The 21,206-nt window shown below is 59.9% G+C and carries 18 protein-coding genes; 11 read left to right on the plus strand and 7 right to left on the minus strand.

The annotated features are described in order from the left end of the window. Positions 1-6: 6 nt before the first annotated feature. From xdhC to ACQZ5F_RS01365, 4 genes are all read right to left on the minus strand, one after another. On the minus strand, positions 7-861 hold the full coding sequence (xdhC, locus tag ACQZ5F_RS01350; RefSeq protein WP_046797884.1) for a xanthine dehydrogenase accessory protein XdhC: 855 nt from the start codon (positions 859-861) through the stop codon (positions 7-9). Between the two features lie 195 nt (positions 862-1,056). After that, positions 1,057-3,396 carry a xanthine dehydrogenase molybdopterin binding subunit gene (gene xdhB, locus ACQZ5F_RS01355; protein WP_225339228.1) on the minus strand — a complete coding sequence of 780 codons (2,340 nt, stop codon included), beginning with the start codon at positions 3,394-3,396 and terminating at the stop codon, positions 1,057-1,059. A 3-nt stretch (positions 3,397-3,399) separates the two neighbouring features. Continuing rightward, positions 3,400-4,869, minus strand: a complete 1,470-nt coding sequence (gene xdhA, locus ACQZ5F_RS01360; protein WP_225339227.1) for a xanthine dehydrogenase small subunit — start codon at positions 4,867-4,869, stop codon at positions 3,400-3,402. Positions 4,870-5,005: 136 nt separating this feature from the next. Next, on the minus strand, positions 5,006-5,782 hold the full coding sequence (locus ACQZ5F_RS01365; protein WP_225339226.1) for a 3-hydroxybutyrate dehydrogenase: 777 nt from the start codon (positions 5,780-5,782) through the stop codon (positions 5,006-5,008). A gap of 232 nt (positions 5,783-6,014) precedes the next feature. On the opposite strand from ACQZ5F_RS01365, the gene ACQZ5F_RS01370 reads away from it, so the two are divergent. The 4 genes from ACQZ5F_RS01370 (at position 6,015) to sbmA (ending at position 10,823) form a co-directional block, all read left to right on the plus strand. Then, complete coding sequence (locus ACQZ5F_RS01370) at positions 6,015-7,076, plus strand: LLM class flavin-dependent oxidoreductase (RefSeq protein WP_137085028.1); 1,062 nt, start codon at positions 6,015-6,017, stop codon at positions 7,074-7,076. A 54-nt stretch (positions 7,077-7,130) separates the two neighbouring features. Continuing rightward, positions 7,131-7,883: a type I methionyl aminopeptidase gene (gene map / locus ACQZ5F_RS01375; protein ID WP_003510360.1), complete on the plus strand. Its 753-nt coding sequence runs from the start codon at positions 7,131-7,133 to the stop codon at positions 7,881-7,883. Between the two features lie 289 nt (positions 7,884-8,172). Continuing rightward, entirely contained in the window at positions 8,173-9,363 is a 1,191-nt protein-coding gene (locus tag ACQZ5F_RS01380) for an MFS transporter (protein WP_225339225.1), read from the plus strand. A 182-nt stretch (positions 9,364-9,545) separates the two neighbouring features. Further along, positions 9,546-10,823 (plus strand): peptide antibiotic transporter SbmA, encoded by a 1,278-nt coding sequence (sbmA, locus tag ACQZ5F_RS01385; protein WP_225246159.1) that lies wholly within the window; start codon positions 9,546-9,548, stop codon positions 10,821-10,823. A 55-nt stretch (positions 10,824-10,878) separates the two neighbouring features. Here sbmA and ACQZ5F_RS01390 read toward each other — a convergent pair whose 3' ends face one another. Continuing rightward, on the minus strand, positions 10,879-11,862 hold the full coding sequence (locus ACQZ5F_RS01390; protein ID WP_225339224.1) for a polysaccharide deacetylase family protein: 984 nt from the start codon (positions 11,860-11,862) through the stop codon (positions 10,879-10,881). Positions 11,863-12,013: 151 nt separating this feature from the next. Here ACQZ5F_RS01390 and ACQZ5F_RS01395 point away from each other — a divergent pair, with 151 nt between their 5' ends. From ACQZ5F_RS01395 to ACQZ5F_RS01415, 5 genes are all read left to right on the plus strand, one after another. Further along, complete coding sequence (locus tag ACQZ5F_RS01395) at positions 12,014-12,598, plus strand: NnrU family protein (RefSeq protein WP_046797890.1); 585 nt, start codon at positions 12,014-12,016, stop codon at positions 12,596-12,598. 155 nt (positions 12,599-12,753) lie between these two features. Further along, the gene (locus ACQZ5F_RS01400; RefSeq protein ID WP_052818143.1) at positions 12,754-13,425 is read left to right on the plus strand and encodes a tetratricopeptide repeat protein; all 672 of its coding nucleotides are present in this window, start codon (positions 12,754-12,756) and stop codon (positions 13,423-13,425) included. 130 nt (positions 13,426-13,555) lie between these two features. Next, positions 13,556-14,986 carry a ribosome biogenesis GTPase Der gene (der, locus tag ACQZ5F_RS01405; protein WP_225339223.1) on the plus strand — a complete coding sequence of 477 codons (1,431 nt, stop codon included), beginning with the start codon at positions 13,556-13,558 and terminating at the stop codon, positions 14,984-14,986. 99 nt (positions 14,987-15,085) lie between these two features. Continuing rightward, complete coding sequence (locus ACQZ5F_RS01410; protein WP_225246162.1) at positions 15,086-15,694, plus strand: DUF2026 family protein; 609 nt, start codon at positions 15,086-15,088, stop codon at positions 15,692-15,694. A gap of 120 nt (positions 15,695-15,814) precedes the next feature. Next, the gene (locus ACQZ5F_RS01415; RefSeq protein ID WP_225246163.1) at positions 15,815-16,426 is read left to right on the plus strand and encodes a hypothetical protein; all 612 of its coding nucleotides are present in this window, start codon (positions 15,815-15,817) and stop codon (positions 16,424-16,426) included. Positions 16,427-16,623: 197 nt separating this feature from the next. On the opposite strand, the gene ACQZ5F_RS01420 is transcribed toward ACQZ5F_RS01415, so the two are convergent. Together ACQZ5F_RS01420 and ACQZ5F_RS01425 are read right to left on the minus strand one after the other, a co-directional pair. Next, complete coding sequence (locus tag ACQZ5F_RS01420) at positions 16,624-17,673, minus strand: bifunctional monoglucosyl/glucuronosyl diacylglycerol synthase (protein ID WP_080842530.1); 1,050 nt, start codon at positions 17,671-17,673, stop codon at positions 16,624-16,626. A gap of 171 nt (positions 17,674-17,844) precedes the next feature. Then, positions 17,845-18,765, minus strand: a complete 921-nt coding sequence (locus ACQZ5F_RS01425; RefSeq protein WP_448731045.1) for a sugar kinase — start codon at positions 18,763-18,765, stop codon at positions 17,845-17,847. A 155-nt stretch (positions 18,766-18,920) separates the two neighbouring features. Between ACQZ5F_RS01425 and bglA the strand changes: the two genes are divergently transcribed. Together bglA and aac(6') are read left to right on the plus strand one after the other, a co-directional pair. Next, on the plus strand, positions 18,921-20,585 hold the full coding sequence (gene bglA / locus ACQZ5F_RS01430) for a beta-galactosidase BglA (protein ID WP_448731023.1): 1,665 nt from the start codon (positions 18,921-18,923) through the stop codon (positions 20,583-20,585). Then, a complete protein-coding gene (gene aac(6'), locus ACQZ5F_RS01435) occupies positions 20,582-21,040 on the plus strand; it encodes an aminoglycoside 6'-N-acetyltransferase (protein WP_448731022.1) in 459 nt (152 codons plus the stop codon). The genes bglA and aac(6') overlap by 4 nt, the downstream gene beginning before the upstream one ends. Positions 21,041-21,206: the final 166 nt, after the last annotated feature.

A 21,206-nucleotide genomic window follows, 5' to 3' on the forward strand; every position in this document is an offset into this window, starting at 1 on the left:
ATGGGCTCAAGCGTGATCTTGGTCTTGAGGATGGGCGTGTCGATTTTCGTTGCGACGGATTTCGGCAGCGGAAAATGCTTGCAGCAACTCGGCTGCCACAAGGGCCGCTATGACGGCGGGGCGCTTGTCCCTCACGCTTGTGCCGCCGATGGGCAGGATGAGTTTTTGAAGCCGGGAAGGGGGCTCTCCTTCCCGTTCCAGCCAATGGGCGAAGGTGGCGCGTTTGGTCTTGGAACCGATCATGCCGACATAAGCGAGATCGTCGCGGGCAAGCGCTTCCTTCGCAATCAGGAAATCCAGTGCGTGATCGTGGGTGACGATGATGGCCGCACCGTTTGCGGGAATTTCCGCGACGAGAGCCTCCGGCATCGGGGTCAGCACGGATGCGACGCCGGGAGAAAGATCGCGCAGCTCGTTTTCACGGGTTTCCACCACGGTTAGCGTCAAAGGCAGAAGCGACAGGGCCTCGGCCAGCGCCTTGCCGACATGGCCCGCCCCGAAAATGAAGACTGCGGGCTGCTGCTCGGCCTCGCCCTTAACCCGTGCTTCAAGCGCTGCCGCGATTTCCGCCGTTATCAGCCGGAACCGGATGAGGGTGCGGCCGCCGCAGCATTGGCCGATTTCCGGGCCGAGCGGGATATCCATCCGGTCTTCGGCAACGCCGCTCCGCAGCATGGCGCGGGCGTGGTCTATGGCCATATATTCGAACTGCCCGCCGCCGATGGTTTCCCACAAGTCAGCCTCTGAGACCAGCATGAAGGTGCCGGCTTCGCGCGGGGATGAGCCTTTCACGGCCTCGATTTCCACGAGGATCGTTGCGGGAGAGCGGGCGAGGAAAGTGGATAAGGAAGTGTCAGGCATTGGGGCTGGCCCCCTTATCCGGCGCTGCGCGCCACCTTCTCCCCGGCGGGGAGAAGAAACCCGGAGCGCTGGCTTTTCCCACCTTACATGCTTTCAGGAAAGGCGAGCCGGCGCGGCATATTTCTTCTCCCCGCCGGGGAGAAGGTGGCCCGAAGGGACGGATGAGGGGGCTCGGCCGCATGGGTACGTCCTCCCTCACACCTTCTTCAGCCGTTCCACCGCCATCAGCACCCGCTCGGGCGTTGCCGGCGCATCGAGGCGCGGGCAGACCTTGTAATCGGCGACGGAGGCGACGGCCATGGAGAGCGCTTCGAGAACCGAGATCGCCAGCATGAAGGGCGGTTCGCCCACGGCCTTGGAGCGGCCGATGGTGGGTTCGGCATTTTCCGCCCATTCCGCCAGCCTGACGTTGAAACTCTTCGGCCGGTCGGAGGCGAGCGGGATCTTGTAGGTGGAGGGCGCATGGGTGCGCAGCCGCCCCTTGCCGTCCCACCACAATTCCTCCGTGGTCAGCCAGCCCATGCCCTGCACGAAGGCGCCCTCGATCTGGCCGATATCGATGGCCGGGTTCAGCGACTTGCCGACATCGTGGAGGATATCGGTGCGTTCCATCAGGTATTCGCCGGTCAGCGTATCGATCGACACTTCCGAGCAGGCCGCGCCATAGGCGAAATAATAAAACGGCGTGCCGCGGCCGGCGGCGCGGTCCCAGTGGATTTTCGGCGTCTTGTAAAAACCGGCGGCGGAAAGCTGCACGCGGGCGAAATAGGCCTTTTTGATGAAGTCGTTGAAGGCGATTTCCTCAAGGCCGATGCGCACCCGGTTCGGCAGGAAGACGACCTCTTCTTCCGGCACGTTCCAGTTCTCGGCGGCGAATTTGACGAGCCTTTCCCGGATTTGACGGGCCGCGTCATAGGCGGCCATGCCGTTCAGGTCGGTGCCGGAGGAGGCTGCAGTAGCTGACGTGTTCGGCACCTTGCCCGTCGTCGTGGCTGTGATCTTCACCCGGCCGATATCCACCTGGAAGGCATCGGCCACCACCTGCGCCACCTTGGTATAAAGGCCCTGGCCCATTTCGGTGCCGCCATGGTTCAGGTGGATGGAGCCGTCATTATAAATATGCACCAGCGCGCCGGCCTGATTGAAGGCTGTCATGGTGAAGGAAATGCCGAATTTGACAGGCGTGAGCGCGATGCCCTTGCGGATGATCGGGCTCGTTTTGTTGAACTCGATAGTCGCCTCTCGCCGCGCGCGATAGTCGCTGGAGGTTTCCAGCTCCTCGACGATGCAGGCGATGATGTTGTCTTCGACTTCCTGGTGATAGGGCGTCGTGGTGCGGCCCGAGCCGGTCTCGCCGTAGAAATTCAGCTTGCGGATATCGAGCGGGTCTTTGCCGACGGCATAGGCGATTTCTTCGATGAAACGTTCCGCGCCCAGCATGCCCTGCGGGCCGCCGAAGCCGCGAAAGGCGGTGTTGGAGACGGTGTGGGTTTTCAGAGGCCGCGAGGTGAGGTGCACATGCGGGTAGAAATAGCTGGAATCGGCGTGGAACAGCGCACGATCCGTGACCGGGCCGGACAGGTCGGAGGAAAAGCCGCAGCGGGCGGCATAGGTGGCGTCGACAGCATGGATGCGGCCTTCCTCATCGAAACCCAGTTCGTAATCGACGCGGAAATCATGGCGTTTGCCGGTGGCGCTCATATCCTCGTCGCGGTCCGGGCGAATTTTCACCGCTCGGTTCAGCTTCTTGGCGGCGATGGCGCAGAGGGCTGCGAACTGGTTGCCCTGCGTTTCCTTGCCACCGAAGCCGCCGCCCATGCGGCGCACCTGCACGGTAACCGCATTGGACGGCACCTGCAGGATGTGGCTGACGATGTGCTGGATTTCGCTTGGATGCTGGGTGGAACTCCACAACGTCACCTCGTCATCCTCGCCCGGCACGGCCATGGCGATGTGGCTTTCGAGATAAAAATGTTCCTGCCCGCCGATACGCATCGTGCCGGTGAGGCGGCGCGGCGCGACATCCATTTCGATCTTGGCATCGCCGCGTTTCAGCGTCATCGGATCGATGACAAGCGCGCCGCCATTTTCAATCGCCGTGTCGATATCGGTGAAATGCGGCAGGTCCTTATAGGTGATCTTTGCCTTGCGGGCCGCCTTTCTGGCGATATCGCGGGTTTCGGCAAAGACCGCGAAGATCGGCTGCCCGTGGAATTCGACCTTTGTCTCGGCCAGCAAAGGTTCATCGTGGCGACCGCCTGACGAGATATCGTTTTCGCCGGGCACGTCCTTGCCTGTCATGACCCACAGGACGCCCGGTGTGGCCTCGACTTCGGAAAGGTCCATCGAGACGATTTCGGCGTGCGCCCGGTCGGAAAGGCCGAGCGCGCCGTGGATGAGGCCGGCGGGCTCAGGGATATCATCAATATATTCGGCGCTGCCGGTCACATGCTTATGGGCGGAGTCGTGCCGGAGCGACGTGTGGATGGGGCCGTCGATTTCGGTCTTGGTCTTGTCGAAGCTTGTGGTGTCCATGGTTCAAGCCTCCTCCAGTGCAAAACGTACAAGTTCCTGCTTTTCGCCCGAAGTCTCGAGGAAAAACCGCGTCAGCAGGTTTTTGGCCGTCAGCTGCCGATATTCGGCGGTGGCGCGCCAGTCGGTCAGCGGTGTGAAATCCTCATCCAGCGCATCGCGCGCCGCATCGATGGTATCCTGCGACCACGCCTTGCCGAGAAGGGCTGCCTCCAGATGCGCGGCCCGTTTCGGCGTGCCGGCCATGCCGCCGAAGGCGATGCGGATGTCTTCCACCGCGCCATCGGCATCAAGCGTCAGATTGAAAGCGGCGCAGAGCGCGGAAATATCCTCGTCGCGCCGCTTGGAAATCTTGTAGACGGCGTAATGGCTTTCCGGCTTCTGGAACGGGATGAAGAGCTTTTCGACGAATTCGCCGCTCAGCCGGTCCTGTTTGCCGTAGTCGATGAAATAGCTTTCCAGCGGCAGGCTGCGGCCGCCGGAAGACGAGCGCAGGGTCAGCGTCGCGCCAAGCGCAATCAGCGCCGGCGGCGTGTCGCCGATGGGCGAGCCGTTGGCGATGTTGCCGCCGATGGTGCCCATATTGCGGACCTGTTCGCCGCCAAGGCGGTTAAACAACTGTGCAAGCGGCGGGAAATGCGTCGCAATGGTCTTGAAGGCCTGGCTGTAGGTGACGCCGGCACCCAGTGTCACGCCCTCCTCATCCACCGTAATCGCCTGCAAATCGCCGAGATTGTTGATGAAGATGACGGGGTTCAGCGCCCGCATCTGCTTCGTCACCCACAGGCCGACATCGGTGGAGCCCGCGACGATGGTGGCCTTTGGTTCAGCGGCGTAAATCTCGGTCAAATCGGAAAGCGTCGCCGGAATGATGGTGCGATCCTCACCGCTGGTGACCGTGATCGTCTCGTTTTCGCGGATCGCCCAGAGCCTTGCCATGATGTCGGTGCGGTCACGTTGCAGCGGGTCGAAGAGCGCACTCGGGCGGGCCGCGGCGATTTTTTCGGCGGCCTTCACGATCGGCTCGTAGCCCGTGCATCGACAGAGATTGCCTTGCAGCGCCTTTTCGATATCGGCGCGGCCGGGTTTTTCGCTTGATAGCCAGAGGCCATAAAGCGACATGATGAAGCCCGGCGTACAGAAGCCGCATTGCGAACCGTGGAAATCCACCATGGCCTGCTGCACGGGGTGAAGCGTGCCGTCGCGCGCGGCCAGATGCTCCACCGTGACGATATGAGTGCCGTGCAGCGAGCCCAAAAAGCGGATACAGGCATTGACGCTTTCATAACGCAGCGAACCATCGAGCAGCCGCCCGACCAGCACCGTGCAGGCGCCGCAGTCGCCTTCCGCACAGCCTTCCTTTGTCCCGGTCAACCGCTTGCTGATGCGGAGGTAATCGAGAAGCGTGTCCGTCGGTCCGAAATCCTTCAGCGAGATGGTTTCGCTGTTGAGGATGAAGCTGATCGCGTCTTTCATGCAATGCCCTGCTTTTTGTCCGGCTGCCGAGCCGGTTTCTTGTCATTTTCCCGATACATCTATGCACGCCCGTGCGCGCATATCGATTTCCGTTTTGGCAATTCATTGTTTCCAGAACGGAAAGAAAATCCGGCAATTATTGCGCCGTCCAGCCGCCATCCACGGAAATATGCGTGCCGGTGATATTGCTTGCGGCGTCGCTTGCCAGAAACAGGGCCGCCGCCGCCACGTCATCGACGGTGACGAATTGCTTGGTCGCCTGCAATTCCAGCATCACGTCGTTCTTCACCGCCTCTTCGCTGATGCCGCGCACCTTGGCCATTTCCGGTATCTGCTTTTCGACCAGCGGTGTCAGCACGTAACCGGGACAAATGGCGTTGACGGTGACGCCGGTCTGCGCAAGTTCCAGCGCCGCCGTCTTCGTCAGGCCCATGATGCCGTGCTTGGCCGCCACATAGGCCGATTTGAACGGCGAGGCGACGAGACCATGGGCCGAGGAAATGTTGATGATGCGGCCTTTGCCGGCCTTCTTCATCAGCGGTATCGCGGCGCGCATGGTATGGAAGGAACTGGTCAGATTGATGGCGATGATCCAGTCCCATTTTTCCGTCGGGAAGTCCTCGATGGGCGCGATGTGCTGGATACCGGCATTGTTGATGAGCACATCCACCGAGCCGAGCTTTTCATGGGAGGAATTGATGAGGTCGGCGATCTCGTCCGGTTTCGTCATATCCGCCGGGTGATAAAGCACGCGCCCGCCGCTTTCGGCTTCCAGCAAAAGTCGAAGTTTTTCGATCTCGTCCTCTTCGCCGAAACCGTTCAGTACGAGATTGGCGCCTTCCCTTGCAAACCGCTGGGCGATGCCAAGGCCGATACCGCTTGTGGAGCCTGTCACGATAACTGTCCGATGCATGCTTTCCCCTTTTTGCATTACTTCGCACATGTTTAAGCAGGTTATGCCCAAAGGGGGCGGGCTGGCAATCGTCATTTGGGGCGCGATTTCGGGGGGCATTTCAGGGAAGGCTGGCGCGGTGGTGAATCCGGCTGCGCCTATCCATTTTTTCGAAGCTAAGCTTCCAGATTTTGCGTTTGTCTGGGGGGCTGTCCGTGCCTATCTCTGTGGCAAGCAAACAGAGGTATCGTTTATGGAACTCGGTCTTTACACATTCGCGGATGTCAATCCCAATCCCGCCGATGGCCGCGGGCCGGAAGGCGCGCGCCGTCTGAAGGATCTTCTCGAGGAAATCGAGCTTGCCGATCAGGTCGGGCTCGATGTTTTCGGTCTGGGCGAGCACCACCGCCCGGATTATGTCGCTTCCTCACCCTCCACCGTGCTTGCGGCGGCGGCGGTGAAAACCAGGAACATCCGTCTCACCAGCGCCGTCTCGGTGTTGAGTTCGGATGATCCGGTGCGGGTGTTCCAGCAATTTTCGACCGTCGACCTTCTGTCGAACGGTCGCGCCGAAATCATGGCCGGGCGCGGCTCTTTCATCGAATCCTACCCGCTGTTCGGTTACGATCTTGAAGATTACGACGTGCTCTTCGCCGAAAAGCTCGATCTGCTGCTGGCGTTGCGCGAACAGGAAATCGTCACCTGGTCCGGCACCAAACATCCGGCCATCAATGGGCGTGGGGTCTATCCGCGCCCGCTGCAGGAGCGTCTGCCGGTGTGGATCGCGGTGGGCGGCACGCCGCAATCGGTCGCGCGTGCCGGGGCCATGGGCCTGCCGGTGGCGCTTGCCATCATCGGCGGCGAATACCGCCGCTTCGCACCGCTGTTCGATCTTTACCATGAGGCGGCGCGCCGGGCCGGTCAAGAAAAGACCGCGCTGCGCACCAGCATCAATGTGCACGGCTTCATTGCCGACACAACAGACAAGGCGGCGGACCAGTTTTACGGCCCGCAGGCGGAGGTGATGAACCGCATCGGCCGCGAGCGCGGCTGGGGGCCGACGAACCGCGCGCATTTCGATGCGGCGCGCGGGCCGGAGGGCAATCTCTTCCTCGGCGAGCCCGAACTGGTGGCGGAAAAGATCATCAAGGCACATGGCGTGTTCAAGAATGATCGCTTCCTGTTGCAGATGGCCATCGGCCTGATGCCGCACGACCAGATTATGCGCGGCATCGAGCTTTATGGTACGAAAGTCGCGCCGATCGTCAGAAAAGAATTGACGGGGAGTGCCGATCCGGTGAAAGCCACGGCCTGATGATTACCAAGGCGGGCGTTTTGAGACCCGCCATATAGAACGACGGACAGAGACATGGTCATTTCCACCGAAGAAGAACTGGTTCTGCTGAAGGATATCGGCCGTTTGTGCGCCGTTGCCATGCAGACCATGGCGGACGCGCTGGAACCCGGTATCACCACGGCCGAGCTGGATGCTATCGGCCGCAAGGTTCTGGAGGATAACGGTGCGCAATCGGCGCCGGAATTCTGCTACAAGTTTCCCGGCGCGACCTGCATCAGCGTCAACGAGGAAGTGGCCCACGGCATTCCGGGGCCACGCATCATCAAGGCGGGTGATCTCGTCAATATCGATGTCTCGGCGGTGAAGAACGGCTTCTTTGGCGATACCGGTTCGTCCTTCGCCGTGCCGCCGGTGAAGAAGGAGATCGAACGGCTGTGCCGCGATGGCAAACGCGCCATGTGGACAGGCCTGCAGCAGGTGAAAACCGGCCGGCCCTTTGCCGATATCGGCAATGCCATCGGCGCTTTTGCGAAAAAGAACCGCTATACGCTGATCACCAATCTGGCGAGCCACGGTATCGGGCGCTCGCTGCATGAAGAGCCGAAGGAACTGGCGACCTGGCCCGACAAGGACGAACGGCGCATCATGCAGGAAGGCATGGTGTTCACTGTCGAGCCATTTCTCTCGACAGGCGCTTATTGGGCTGAAGACGGCGATGACGATCCCTGGACGCTCTATAGCGACCCGAGCGCGCCGACGGTGCAGTATGAGCACACCGTGGTTGCGACGAAGAACGGGCCGTTGGTTCTGACGCTTGCGGAGTGACAGCTACACCTGCCTCCGTCATCCTCGATTTTAAGGTCGGAGCGAGCGCGTGCCGCTCGTTTCTTCTCCCCGAGGGGGAGAAGGTCGCGGTAGCGGGATGAGGGGGCAAGTTCCCCGAATTCCGGCAACGTACCCCCTCATCCGACCCTTCGGGCCACCTTCTCCCCCTCGGGGAGAAGAATACGCGGCACCCTTCGAACGCATCGCCGCGTGACAGATAAAGTCGGCTTATGAGGCCGATCAAAATAACTCGCTTGTCCCTCATCCGCCCGGTTGCGATAAGCCATGCATGATCACCGACAAGCCACTTTCCGCCAGACATCTGACCGCACTCGGATTTTCCGGGGCGCTGATGATGGCATCCGCCATGGGTTTCGGCCGCTTTTCCTTCACCCCCATCCTGCCCGGCATGATGGCGGATGTGCCGCTCTCGGCGGGGGATGCGGGCATTGTGGCGGCGGGCAATTTTGCCGGTTATCTGGCGGGTGCGGTGCTTTCGGCCTATTCCTGGGGCTCTGGACGGGAGCGGCTGGTAGCACTTGGCGGTCTGTTTTCCACCGCTGCGCTGCTGCTGGCCATGGCGGCTTTCAATTCCGTCGCGGCCTTCACCGTCATCCGGTTTCTTGCCGGTGTTGCCAGCGCACTGACCATGATCTTCACCTCGCAGATCGTCATCGGCCATGCCGTCAAAGCGGGCAGGGATAATATCCAGGCGTTGCATTATGGCGGTGTCGGCGCGGGCATCGCCATCTCCTCGCTTGCGGTCTATCTGATCGGCGTCGTTTTTGATGGCGGGGGTTCCTCATGGCGTGAGGAGTGGATCGCAGGTGCTGCCTTTTCCTTCGCCACATTCCTTCTCGTCTGGCGGGTGCTGCCCGCAGGCCCGCCGCGACATGCATCCTCGGCGGCGGAGCCGCCGCTCAACTGGACGCGGCCGCTGTTTCTGACAACGCTCGCCTATGGGCTTTTCGGTTTTGGTTATGTCATCACCGCCACCTTCATTGTGGCGATTGCCCGCATGGCTGCTGCCGGTGCCTTCGTGGAATTTCTGGCCTGGTTCATCACCGGCTGCGCCGCCGCCGTTTCCCTGTTTCTCTGGAAACCGGTGCTGAAGTCACAGGGGCTGAAGCGCGCTTTCGTGATCGTTCTTGCCGTCGAAGCCATCGGTGTTTTTGCTTCCGTGATGCTGCCACCCGTGCCGGGCGTTCTGGCGGGTGGCCTGCTCTTGGGGCTGACCTTCATGGTCATCACCGCCTATGGCCTGCAGCTCGGCCGGGAATTTGCCGGGCCAAGCCCGCGCCGCGCCTTCGCGCTGATGACGGCGGCCTTCGGAACGGGCCAGATCGTCGGGCCACTGGCCGCCGGCTGGATCGCCGAGGTGACGGGCAGTTTTACCGCACCCAGCATTCTCGCCTCCGCCGTGCTTGTCGTCAGTATTGTGCTGATGCTGCCGGTGCTCGCCACAGAGCGGAAGCGTTAGGCGCGGGCCGTCTTTCCCAGCCTTTCTGCGGTGTTCCATCTTGGCTCGTTTCGCCAACTTCGTCTTACATCTTGTTAAGGTCCGCGCTTCGCCGTTGCTGTGCACAAATTTCTGCCCTAGGTTCGGGCCATCTAGTGCTTCGCCAATAATGGCTGATTTCAAACGCGCGTGAGTTCGAAAACGTGTTTCATTCTTTCTTTCCCAAGCCGAAATTGTTCTTCACCTCCGCTGCGCTGTGGACTGTTGTCTGTATTCTTGTCTGGTACAGCGTCGGTCCGCAAATGGGCGCCGCCCTCGGTATGCCACCTCTGGCTCCCGGAGAAAGCGCGCCTCTCGGTATCGCCTTTTTCTTTTCGCGAGATAATGTCTGGTTCTATCTTTATTTCACGATTTTCGTCGGGATTTTCGGCGTCGCCTGGCAATTGATCGCCAGAGACCACCCTTGGACGAATTGGTCGATCTGGGGTTCGGCCTTCATCATTTTCATCGCCTATTTTGCGGTGCAGGTTTCGGTTGCGATCAATAATTGGCGTGGTCCGTTCTTCGACCTTTTCCAGCGCGCGCTAGAAAAGCAGCCCGGTATTACGGCAGACCAATTCTATTCACTTCAGTTGCGTTTTCTTGAAATCGGCATGGTTGGCGTCGCGATGAACGTCATCACCGCTTTTTTCACCAGCCACTATGTATTCCGGTGGCGCACGGCCATGAATGATTTCTACCTGTCAAAGTGGGACAAGCTGCGTCACATCGAAGGTGCCTCGCAGCGTGTGCAGGAAGATACGATGCGATTTGCGTCCATTGTCGAGGGGCTTGGTGTCGTGCTCATCAACTCGGTCATGACGCTGGTGGTGTTCCTGCCGCTGCTGTTCCAGATGTCGGCGCATGTGACGGAGCTGCCCTTCCTTGGCGCCATTCCGCATTCGCTATTTTGGCTGGCTTTGTTGTGGTCAGTTTTCGGCACGGTGCTGCTTGCCGTTGTCGGTATCAAGCTGCCGGGACTGCAGTTCCGCAACCAGCGTGTCGAGGCGGCATTCCGCAAGGAACTGGTCTATGGCGAAGACCATGAGGACCGTGCTCAGCCGCCGACCATGCGGGAGCTTTTTGCCAATGTGCGCAAGAATTATTTCCGCATGTATTGGCACTATCTCTATTTCAACGTTGCCCGCTACACATTCGGCCAGCTTGATGCTCTCATTCTAACCTTCATGTTGATCCCGACCATCGTGGCAGCCAAGATCACGATGGGTATCTGGCAGCAGATCGCCACCGCCTTTGGGCAGGTAAGCGATAGTTTCCAGTATCTGGTGAGCTCCTGGTCGACGATCATCGAGCTTCTGTCGATCCGCAAGCGTCTGGTGGCCTTCGAGTCCGCGATCGACGATCAGCCGCTGCCCGATATCGACCAGCGCTATCTGCAGCGCGAGGCAGAGGGTGGTCCGATGGAGGCCAATCGGCCCTGAGGCAAACAAAAAAGGCGGCCGGATGGCCGCCTTTTTTGTCGGGTGCCAAGAGGTTTCAGCCCTCGGTCTTCTGCTTCTTGCGGGCCTCGATCATCGGCATGGCCTCAGCATAACTCACGCAGGCGACATCGTCTTTCCGGCAGACTTCGCGCAGCAGGCGTTCATAGGCGTTCCAATAGGCGCCGCCATTCATCTTCACGAAATGAAAGCCCATCTGTAGCGGAATGCGCTCGCCATTGTACTGTCTGTCGAAGGCATTGCGGAAGGCCGCATAGGCGCGGTCTTCAAATTCCCTGGCGCGATCCGGCGTCTCGACGCCGATGGAGTGGCGGATGAAGAGATTGTAGTCCATGGCGATGATGGGACGGTTGCCCGGCCCTTCGGGAATGAGCGGCAGGCCGAAATGCTCTATGCCGTCGCGCTCCGCCGGCCATTCCGGCCCCTTGGTGATGCTGGTGGCATCGTAAACGAAGCCGTGTTTTTTCTGGGCGGTGGTCAAAGCCGGTCCCTGCGACAGATAGGGCGCACGGAAACCGTTGATGTTCTTCACCATGTCGCGCCAGCCTTCGGGCTCTTCGCCCTTCTTGCCGATCATCTGCCAGGCATTTTCCAGCGTGCTAGTGAAGGTGGTGAATTCGCCGTCCCATTGTTCGGCGGTCCATTGGCCCCCATCGAAATGGCCGCAGGTGTGGTTGCCGATCTCGTTGCCTTCACGATAGGCGGCCCAGATGTTTCTGAGCCTCGTCTCCACCTCTTCCGGCGACTGGCCGAAACCGACATTGGAGCGACCGGCCTTCTGGCCCGGACCCTGATAGGTCTTGGCGCTGGTCTTGCGGTCCATGACCAGCGTGCAGGCGAGAAAATAGGTGAAATGCGCGCCGACTTCCTTCGCCGTCGCCCGGCTTCTTTCCCACAGCGTATTGTCGCCCGCACCGTCAAAGGAGACGATGACGAGCTGCTTCGGCTTTTCCGTATTTTCGGCGAAAGCGGGCAGGGCGGTGAGAAGCGACAGGGAAAAAGCGGTAAATGGGCGAAACATCAGTCATCCGTCATATGATACACCGTGGCCTTTTGCGGGTGGAATAAGGCGAAGCTTTGAATAGTCTGGCTTTTTTACGTCTTTCAGCCTAATTCCTGTTCTGCCTCGCGGTGATAGGGCCGCGTTCCGATCCACCGGGGGACCGTGTTCCATGCTTTTTCTCGTACTCTGTCTTGCCTTGTTTTTCCTGACGCATCTTTTGAAGGTGTTTGCGCCGCAGTTTCGCGCGCGGATGATCGCGAAGCTGGGTGAAGGTCCTTTCAAGGGGCTTTATTCCGTCGCCAGCCTCATCACGCTCGGCCTCGTCATCTATGCCTTTGGGGAAGCCCGGCAGGAGACGGGCATGTTGTGGTATCCGCCGGTCTGGACGAGCCATCTTGCCGTGACGTTGATGCTGCCGGCGATGATCTGTCTTATCGCCAGCCTCATACCGGCTGGCCACATCGCGGTGAAGACGAAGCATCCGCTCATTCTCTCCGTCAAGATCTGGGCGCTCGCCCATCTTCTGGCGAATGGCGAAACCTCTTCGATCCTGCTTTTTGCGTCGTTCCTTGCCTGGGGTGTGGTGATGCGCATTTCGCTGAAGCGGCGCGAAAGGGCGGGCGAAAAAGTACTCCGTCCCTTCGTCTCGGGCCGCTATGATGTGGTGGCCATTGTCGGCGGCATCGTTCTCTGGGGGGCTTTCATCCTGAAACTGCACGAATGGTTGATCGGCGTTCAGCCGATCGCGATGTAGGAAATCAACGTTTCCCCCTTACATATCAGGCAAAATAGGCTAGAAGGCCGACCATGACCCGGTCGGCCACGCTTGTGCTTGCCCGGGTAAGCGGCTTGGTATGTCCGCGGACGGATGGATCGGCGACGATCTCCGCGCGGGTAACGGAGAATTTGATGGCAAACGAAAATGATACCTTTATCCGCGAAGTGAACGAGCAGATCCGCTCCGAGCAGCTGTCGCGCTTCTGGGGCCGTTACGGTATCGTGGTTGCGGGCGCCGCCGTTCTCGTGGTTCTCGGCGCTGCCGGCGCCGGCATTTACGAATACTGGAACACCAGCCGCGCTTCCAATTCCGGTGACCAGTTCCTTGCGGCGCTGACGCTCGCTTCTGAAAACAAGACGGATGAGGCGCTGAAGGCCTTTGCCGATCTCGAAACCTCCGGTCACGGCAATTATCCTGTGCTGGCGAAGTTCCGTTCGGCCACGCTGCTGTCGCAGAAGGGTGATGCGGCCGGCGCCATCGCTGCCTTCACCGCCATCGGCAACGATACATCTGCGCCGCAGGTCTTCCGCGACACGGCCAAGGTGCGGGCGGCCTGGCTTTTGGTCGATAACGGCACCTATGATCAGGTGGTTGCGCTGGCCGAGCCGTTAAGCGCCGAAGGCCAGACGATGCGGGCGTCGGCCCGCGAGGCACTCGGCCTTGCTGCCTACAAGGCTGGTGATTTCGTCAAGGCCAAACAATGGTTCGAGCAGATCGTCAACGACACGCAGGCACCGCGCAACGTGACGAGCCGTGCGCAGATCATGCTCGACAATATCACCGCTTCGGGCAAAGCTGCTTAAAGCCGCTCTCCGAGCTATCGCCCCGGCATTTCTTCGCATTGCCAAAGCGATCCAACTGATTATTTTACGCATGTCTTTTGCCCAAAACAGGTAACGTTTTGGGCAGACTTGCTCTAAGGAACAGACAACAATGAGCTTCACCGTCGCCATAGTCGGGCGCCCCAATGTCGGCAAGTCCACGCTTTTCAACCGTCTGGTCGGAAAGAAGCTGGCCTTGGTGGACGACACGCCAGGCGTGACCCGTGACCGCCGCCCCGGCGACGCGAAGCTTGTCGATCTGCGTTTCACCATCATCGATACCGCCGGTCTGGAGCAATCCGGGCCGGAAACGCTTCAGGGCCGCATGTGGGCGCAGACGGAAGCCGCAATCGATGAAGCCGATGTAACGCTGTTCGTGGTTGACGCCAAGGCGGGGCTGACGCCCGCCGACGAGACGCTCGGCGAAATGCTGCGCCGTCGCGGCAAGCCTGTCGTGCTGGTGGCCAACAAGTCCGAGGCGCGCGGTTCTGACGCCGGTTTCTACGATGCCTTCACGCTCGGTCTTGGCGAGCCTTGCCCGATCTCGGCCGAACACGGTCAGGGCATGATCGACCTGCGCGACGCCATCGTTGCGGCGATCGGCGAAGACGCCGCCTTCCCGCCTGAAGTGGACGAGGCGGAGACGGATATCGTTCTGCCACGCACGGAGCCGGGCAGCGAGGAAGAGGAAGACGAAGAGCCCGTCTATGACGAGACCAAGCCGCTGCGCGTCGCCATTATCGGCCGACCGAATGCGGGCAAATCGACACTCATCAACCGTTTCCTCGGTGAAGACCGGCTGCTGACCGGCCCGGAAGCCGGCATTACCCGCGACAGTATTTCGGTCGAATGGGACTGGCGCGGCCGCACCATCAAGATGTTCGATACGGCCGGCATGCGCCGCAAGGCCAAGGTGACGGAGAAGCTGGAAAAGCTCTCGGTGGCGGATTCGCTGCGCTCCATCCGTTTTGCCGAGACGGTGGTGATTGTGTTCGACAGCACCATCCCGTTCGAAAAACAGGATCTGCAGCTGGTCGACCTCGTTATCCGCGAAGGCCGCGCCGCCGTGCTCGCCTTTAACAAGTGGGATCTGGTGGAAGACCCGCAGGCCTATCTGGCCGATCTGCGTGAAAAGACCGAGCGGCTGCTGCCGCAGGCGCGTGGCATCCGCGCCGTGCCGATCTCCGGTCAGACGGGTTATGGCCTCGACCGGCTGATGCAGAGCATCATCGATACGGACAAGGTCTGGAACCGCCGTATCTCCACCGCCAGGCTCAACCGCTGGCTGGATGGGCAGACCACGCAGCATCCGCCGCCGGCCGTTTCCGGCCGTCGTCTGAAGCTGAAATATATGACGCAGGTCAAGGCTCGCCCGCCCGCCTTCATGATTTCCTGCACCCGCCCGGAAGCCATTCCCGAGAGCTATACGCGTTATCTGGTGAACGGTTTGCGCAAGGATTTCGACATGCCTGGCGTGCCGATCCGGGTGCATTATCGTGGGTCGGATAATCCGTTCGAGAGCAAGGCGAAGAAGAGGCGTTGATTTTGACGTGAAGGGTCGCCGCGCATTTCTTCTCCCCCCGGGGAGAAGAAACAAGCGGCGGGTGCTCGTCCAACGTCTTGTTTTGAAGAGTAAAAGACCATGCTGATCAAGCAGACCGACTATCACCGGATTTACCGGGTCATCAACAGCCTGCTCCTCAGCCAGAATGCCGATCCCGCTTCGGCCTCGATGTATTTCAGTACCTTCGGCGCTTTCATCCTCAAGCAGCACTACAAGGTCAAGGCTTTGCCGAAGGGTGGGCTTGCCGCCTATAATCTGGATGGAAAGGTCCTGCTGTTTGCGGATCATCGTGACGATGGTTACGTGACGGGTGCGGGCGACAATTTCCATTGCTGGGTCGAGGCGGATGGATGGGCGATCGATTTCATGGCGCCGGCTTTTGCCGATGGTGCCCGGGGATTGTCCGTGCCGCCGAAGATGTTTCAACGCCCACTATCCACGATGGCGGCATCAATCAACGATCTCGGGCAATCCGGTGATTTCTTCTACCGTTCAGAACCTGAAGCGACGGCAAGACGCTTTGCCGACTGGCACCACCACGCCATGCTCGGGGATATGGCAAGCGTCGCCGCCAACTGGTTCCGCAAATCGCCGAAGCAGATGTCGGCATCGCTGTCGGTGACGGATAAGGACGGCAAGCCGCGGACTGTGCCGCTTTCCGGGCAAATGCTTACCGGAGCATGGTGAAGGCAGGTTCCGCCGCACGGCGCTGATCCCCAAAGGTTTCGGCAGCGAAAGGTCTTTTGATTTATAAGGGCAACCCTGCTACGCAGATTAAACTGCACAGGGACGGGATGACGTGCTCCTATGGCCGATGAAACGATTTCAATAAGCTTCACGCCCGACCCGAAACATATCCCCGACTATGTCCACGGTTATCAACATCAGGCGTATGAAAATTACAGCATGATTCTCGACAAGTCGTGGACGCGCCATCTTGCCTCGGCAAGAGTGAAGCTGTCGATATTTGCGGGACTGGCTGCCGGTTTCATCTATTCCCTAAGCCTGCCATGGTTCCCGGGTGTCTGGCCGGTGGTCGGTTATTGGGTGTTTGCACCCGCACCGATCGTGGCCCTCGTCATATGGTGCATTATCTGGCAGGGCGCGAGACGGGAGGCGAAATCCTATTACGAGGTTCTGGCACACTGGAATATCGCGCACGAGCGCATGTATTCGCCTCATTCGCTGATCGAAATCGGGCCCGAAGGCTTCAAGCAGGTCACACGGCTGGACACCGTGCACTTAAGCTGGGCGCGCTATCATCTCGCAATCACGCCGCCGGACAGTCTGGTGCTGGTTTTTCACGGAACGGTGGCTGTCATACCGAACAGCGCCCTGCCGATCGCTCCAAAGGACATTATCGAGAAGATCAACCAATGGTCCGCAGCCCAGCAAAAAGAGCTTCTTCCTATATCCTGAAGCGGCATCCCAATGAGCTGGCGGGGTATCATCTGGAAATAGGACGGCCAGCGTAATCTCGCGGCAACCGCCTGACGTCAATCAGCAGCCCGACCCCGTTCTAAAGATAACGGCAGTCGCGTCCTGATCGCCTTGTGACATTCCCGTCATGTTTCGTCCACTGTCCTTGCAGAAAAAACCGGGGGATGTGTTTACCTTCAGGCCAGCCGTGAACGGGACAGGAGCGGCAGGGATTTTCCAGCCGCGTGAATGACGTTGTCGAGGAATTGCCGCGACGCCTTTTCCCAGCTGTAGCTTTTGGAAAGCGCCAGCGCCTCCTGCGGTGAACAATGAAGTGCGGCCAGACAGGCATTGCGAAGATTGTCATCCAGCGCGCCGGCGGCCGGGTTGCCGCCGAGAATGTCAATCGGCCCGGTGACGGGGAAGGCGGCAACGGGTACGCCGCTTGCCAGCGCTTCCAGAATGGTGTTGCCGAAGGTATCGGTCTTCGAGGGGAAAACGAAGACATCCGCCTGCGCATAGGCATCGGCCAACTCTTCGCCGGTCTTGACGCCGGTAAACAGCACGCCGGGATATTTTTCCTGCAACTCATGGCGGGCCGGGCCATCGCCGATGACGACCTTCGATCCGGGCAGGTCGAGTTCCAGGAATTCCGGCAGGTTCTTCTCCACCGCCACACGACCGACCGTCATGAAGATCGGCCGTGGCAGATCGAAAGGCAGCGTGGTTTTCGGGCGCGGATGGAACAGTTCGGCATCAATGCCCCGGCTCCAGCGCTTCAGGTTCTTGACGCCGCGCGCTTCCAGCTCGGTCTCGAGGCTCGGCGTCGCCACCATGCAGGTGTTGCCGCCATTGTGGAACCAGCGCACGAAAGCATAAAGCCAGCTTTCCGGGATTGGAAAACGCGCCGCGACATATTCGGGAAAGCGGGTGTGATAGCTGGTGGAAAAACGCATATGGTTCTTCACACACCAGCGCCGCGCCATGAAACCCAGCGGCCCTTCGGTGGCGATATGCACGAAGGAGGGCTGGCTTTTTTCGATCTCGGCCGCAACACGGCGATAGCCGGCGACCGAGAGGCGGATTTCCGGATAGGTGGGGCAGGGAATGCTGTAGAAACTCTGGGGCGTGACCATGTTCACATCCACACCCAGCCGCGCCAGCTCGGTATTGGTGTTTTCTATCGAGCGAACCACGCCGTTGACCTGCGGGTGCCAGGCATCTGTGACAATCGTGATTCTCGTCATGAAACACTGATCCTGCTCATCTGCGCGCAGGCGATTCCCCATTGCCCGGCTTCCGCCCGTATATGCGGCGCGCGTGTTACAGGATCATGTCAGGCCATGTGACGGTGGGGAAGTGGGGTTTTCGTGCAGAAGTTTGCGGTTGTTCACGGCGCTTCCCAGTGCGGCGGAGCCTTATCCCACCAGCGGCAGCAGCTCGGGGCTGATCAGCGCGCCGTGGTGACCGATGACGGTTGCCGCCGCCCTTGCCGCGAAGGTGGCCGCTTCCTCCGGCGAACTGCCGGTCACATAACGGGCGAGGAAAGCGCCGTTGAAGCTGTCGCCGGCGCTTGTCGTATCCACCACGTCCACGGCCTTCACCGCCGGGGCGTGACTGCGGCTGCCGCCGAAATCGAGCGTCGCACCCTTCGCGCCGTCTTTCACCACGATGTTCTCGACGCCAAGCGAACGGTAACGGTCGATGGTCGCTTCGACCGATCCGTCGCCGAAATGGCTGGCCTCGTCATCGAAGCTCGGCATCGCAAGCGTTGCGGCGCGTGCGCCGTTGGTAATTGTCGCGAGCATCACGTCTTTGTCGGCCCAGAGGCGCGGGCGGATGTTCGGATCGAAGACCACGGGTTTGCCCGCCGCCTTGGCGCGGCGCAGCTCGGCCAGAAACGTATCGACATCATGCGCGGAGGCGAGGATGGCGAGGGTGATGCCGGAGAAATAAATGACGTCAGCGCTCTCAACAGTTCTGCGCAGATGGTCAGCGTCGGCCGCCAGTTGCCTTGCGGCGGCGGCATTACGCCAATAGCTGAAGGTGCGTTCGCCGTCTTTCAGGTTGATGAGGTAAAGGCCGGGCGTGCCGCCCTTGATGCGGCGGATTGTTTCCGTGCCGATGCCGGCTTCCGCAATGAAGGCCAGCATGTCTTCCGAAAGCGGATCGTCGCCGAGCGCGGTGAAATAATCGACCGACCAGTCTTGCGGCAGGCAGGCGCGGGCATACCAGGCGGTATTGAACGTATCCCCGGCAAAACCCTTGCGCAGCAGCCCGTTGCCGGCCTGCGACAATTCCACCATGCATTCGCCAATCGACAGAAACCGTCCGCCCACGCCGTCATCCTCCCGTTTTTTCCAGCCATGCGGCTTACGACGAGTGCGCGCCGCTGACAAGGGCGGTTCTGGCCGATTGTGCATCTGCGAAGTTCCGGTTTACGCGGGCGCAACGGCTTTATATTCTCGAATGAACCGCCATCAGGAGATCGCCCATGACGCCAACCCATGCCCCGGTCCACAAACCCCACGCGCAATCGGACTGGTGGAAGGGAGCGGTGATCTATCAGGTCTATCCGCGCTCGTTTCAGGACACGACCAGTGACGGTTACGGCGATCTTGCCGGGGTGACGAAACGGCTGCCCTATATCGCCTCGCTCGGCGTTGATGCCATCTGGCTGTCGCCGTTCTTCACTTCGCCCATGGCCGATATGGGTTATGACGTTTCCGATTATTGCAATGTCGATCCGATGTTCGGCACGCTTGCCGATTTCGATGCGCTGATGGCCGAGGCGCATCGGCTGGGGCTGAAGGTGATCATCGACCAGGTCATTTCACACACGTCAGATCAGCATCCGTGGTTCGTGGACAGCCGCGCCAGCCGCACCAACAGCAAGGCCGACTGGTATGTCTGGGCCAATCCCAAGCCGGATGGCACCGCACCCACCAACTGGCTTTCCGTGTTTGGCGGGCCGGCATGGGAATGGGACGGCGTGCGCAAGCAATATTACATGCACAGTTTCCTTGCCTCGCAGCCGGATCTGAATTTCCATAATCCCGAGGTTCAGGATGCGCTGCTGGAAACCGTGCGTTTCTGGCTGGATCGCGGCGTGGACGGTTTCCGGCTCGATACCGTCAACCATTATTTCCATGACAAGCTGCTGCGAGACAACCCGCCGCTTTTTGACGAGGAGAGCTTTGGTCTCGATGCCTCCGACGTCAATCCCTATGGCATGCAGGACCATCTCTACGACAAGACGCGGCCGGAAAATGTTGCTTTCCTGAAGCGTTTTCGCGCACTGCTCGATGACTATGAGGGCCGCGCCACCGTGGGTGAGGTGGGAGACGGCGCTCGCTCGCTGAAGACGGTTGCGGCCTATACGTCCGGCAATGACAAACTCAACATGTGTTACACCTTCGATCTTCTCGGGCCGGATTTCAGCGCAAAACACCTGCGCGGCTCGGTGGGGACCTTCGGCAAGGTGGTGACGGATGGCTGGGTGTGCTGGGCCTTTTCCAACCATGATGTGGTGCGCCATCTCAGCCGCTTTTCCGAAAGCGTGGAGGAGCAGACACGGGTAGCGAAGCTCGCCATCTGCGTTCTCGCCAGCCTGCGCGGTTCCATATGCCTCTATCAGGGCGAGGAACTGGGGCTGACGGAGGCCGAACTTGCCTTTGAGGATTTGCGCGACCCCTATGGCATTCGTTTCTGGCCCGCCTTCAAGGGGCGGGACGGATGCCGCACGCCGATGGTTTGGGAGACCGGCAAGCCGAATGCCGGTTTTTCAAGCGCTGAAAAGCCCTGGCTGCCGGTGCCCTATGCCCATGCCATGCAGGCCGTTGATGCGCAGGAGCGCAAACCGGAGTCGGTACTCAATCATTATCGCGCGGTTCTGTCTTTCCGCAAAGGTCACGGCGCGCTGCGCGATGGCGACATGCACTTCATCAAGACCAATCTCGACGTGCTGGCCTTCACACGCCAGAAGGGCGATGAAAAATTGCTGTTCGTTTTCAACCTGACCCGTGAGGCGGTGGAATTCCCGATACCGAAGGCGATGCGGGTCACGGATATATTGCCGATGCCCGGTTTCTCGCCGCTGTTCGATGGGGGGATTGTAAAGCTCGATGGGCTGGATGTGTTTTGCGGGGTCGTCGCATGAGCCGGCAATTTGTCATCGAGACTGCGGGCGAAACATCGCTCGATGACTGGTCCCTCCTGCGGCACCGCTTGTGGCCCGACGCCTCACCCGCTGAATACCGGGCGGAATTGCAGGACTTCTCCGACAATGAAGTTGGATTTATTGCCCATGATCCGGCGGGTGCGGCCATCGGTTTTGCCGAAGCCAGCCTGCGGCAGGACTATGTCAACGGATGCGACACCTCGCCCGTGGCGTTTCTCGAAGGTGTTTATGTGGAGGAGGCGTTTCGCAAACTGGGCGTTGCGGCTGCATTGATTGCCGAGGTGACCCGTTGGGCGATCAGCAGGGGCGTGAGCGAGCTTGCTTCCGATGCCGATATTTCCAATGTCGATTCACACCGCATGCATGCGGCGCTGGGGTTTGAGGAAACGCAGCGGGTGGTTTATTTCCGTAAGTCTCTGCCTCTGGGTTCATAACCTCCCGGCACTGTTCAGCCAGCAGACGATGTCAGTCTTCGCGGGTGCGTTCTGACGCCCAAATGCGGAACCATAGTCGCGTCTCGGGTGTTGAATAGTACTATTTAGGTATTTGTGAATTTTATAATATCTTAAACTTAAATTAGTTCATGGTAAAAACCTATGT

Source organism: Agrobacterium sp. 22-210-1 (assembly GCF_053522525.1).

What these genes read in the sequence shown, in the direction of transcription:
- ACQZ5F_RS01420 (WP_080842530.1), bottom strand. Translation starts at nt 17,673, where the DNA reads ATGACGAGAATCACGATTGTCACAGATGCCTGGCACCCGCAGGTCAAC.
- xdhB (WP_225339228.1), bottom strand. Translation starts at nt 3,396, where the DNA reads ATGGACACCACAAGCTTCGACAAGACCAAGACCGAAATCGACGGCCCC.
- der (WP_225339223.1), top strand. Translation starts at nt 13,556, where the DNA reads ATGAGCTTCACCGTCGCCATAGTCGGGCGCCCCAATGTCGGCAAGTCC.
- bglA (WP_448731023.1), top strand. Translation starts at nt 18,921, where the DNA reads ATGACGCCAACCCATGCCCCGGTCCACAAACCCCACGCGCAATCGGAC.
- map (WP_003510360.1), top strand. Translation starts at nt 7,131, where the DNA reads ATGGTCATTTCCACCGAAGAAGAACTGGTTCTGCTGAAGGATATCGGC.
- ACQZ5F_RS01415 (WP_225246163.1), top strand. Translation starts at nt 15,815, where the DNA reads ATGGCCGATGAAACGATTTCAATAAGCTTCACGCCCGACCCGAAACAT.
- ACQZ5F_RS01390 (WP_225339224.1), bottom strand. Translation starts at nt 11,862, where the DNA reads ATGTTTCGCCCATTTACCGCTTTTTCCCTGTCGCTTCTCACCGCCCTG.
- xdhA (WP_225339227.1), bottom strand. Translation starts at nt 4,869, where the DNA reads ATGAAAGACGCGATCAGCTTCATCCTCAACAGCGAAACCATCTCGCTG.
- ACQZ5F_RS01380 (WP_225339225.1), top strand. Translation starts at nt 8,173, where the DNA reads ATGATCACCGACAAGCCACTTTCCGCCAGACATCTGACCGCACTCGGA.
- ACQZ5F_RS01410 (WP_225246162.1), top strand. Translation starts at nt 15,086, where the DNA reads ATGCTGATCAAGCAGACCGACTATCACCGGATTTACCGGGTCATCAAC.
- ACQZ5F_RS01400 (WP_052818143.1), top strand. Translation starts at nt 12,754, where the DNA reads ATGGCAAACGAAAATGATACCTTTATCCGCGAAGTGAACGAGCAGATC.
- ACQZ5F_RS01365 (WP_225339226.1), bottom strand. Translation starts at nt 5,782, where the DNA reads ATGCATCGGACAGTTATCGTGACAGGCTCCACAAGCGGTATCGGCCTT.
- ACQZ5F_RS01370 (WP_137085028.1), top strand. Translation starts at nt 6,015, where the DNA reads ATGGAACTCGGTCTTTACACATTCGCGGATGTCAATCCCAATCCCGCC.
- ACQZ5F_RS01395 (WP_046797890.1), top strand. Translation starts at nt 12,014, where the DNA reads ATGCTTTTTCTCGTACTCTGTCTTGCCTTGTTTTTCCTGACGCATCTT.
- xdhC (WP_046797884.1), bottom strand. Translation starts at nt 861, where the DNA reads ATGCCTGACACTTCCTTATCCACTTTCCTCGCCCGCTCTCCCGCAACG.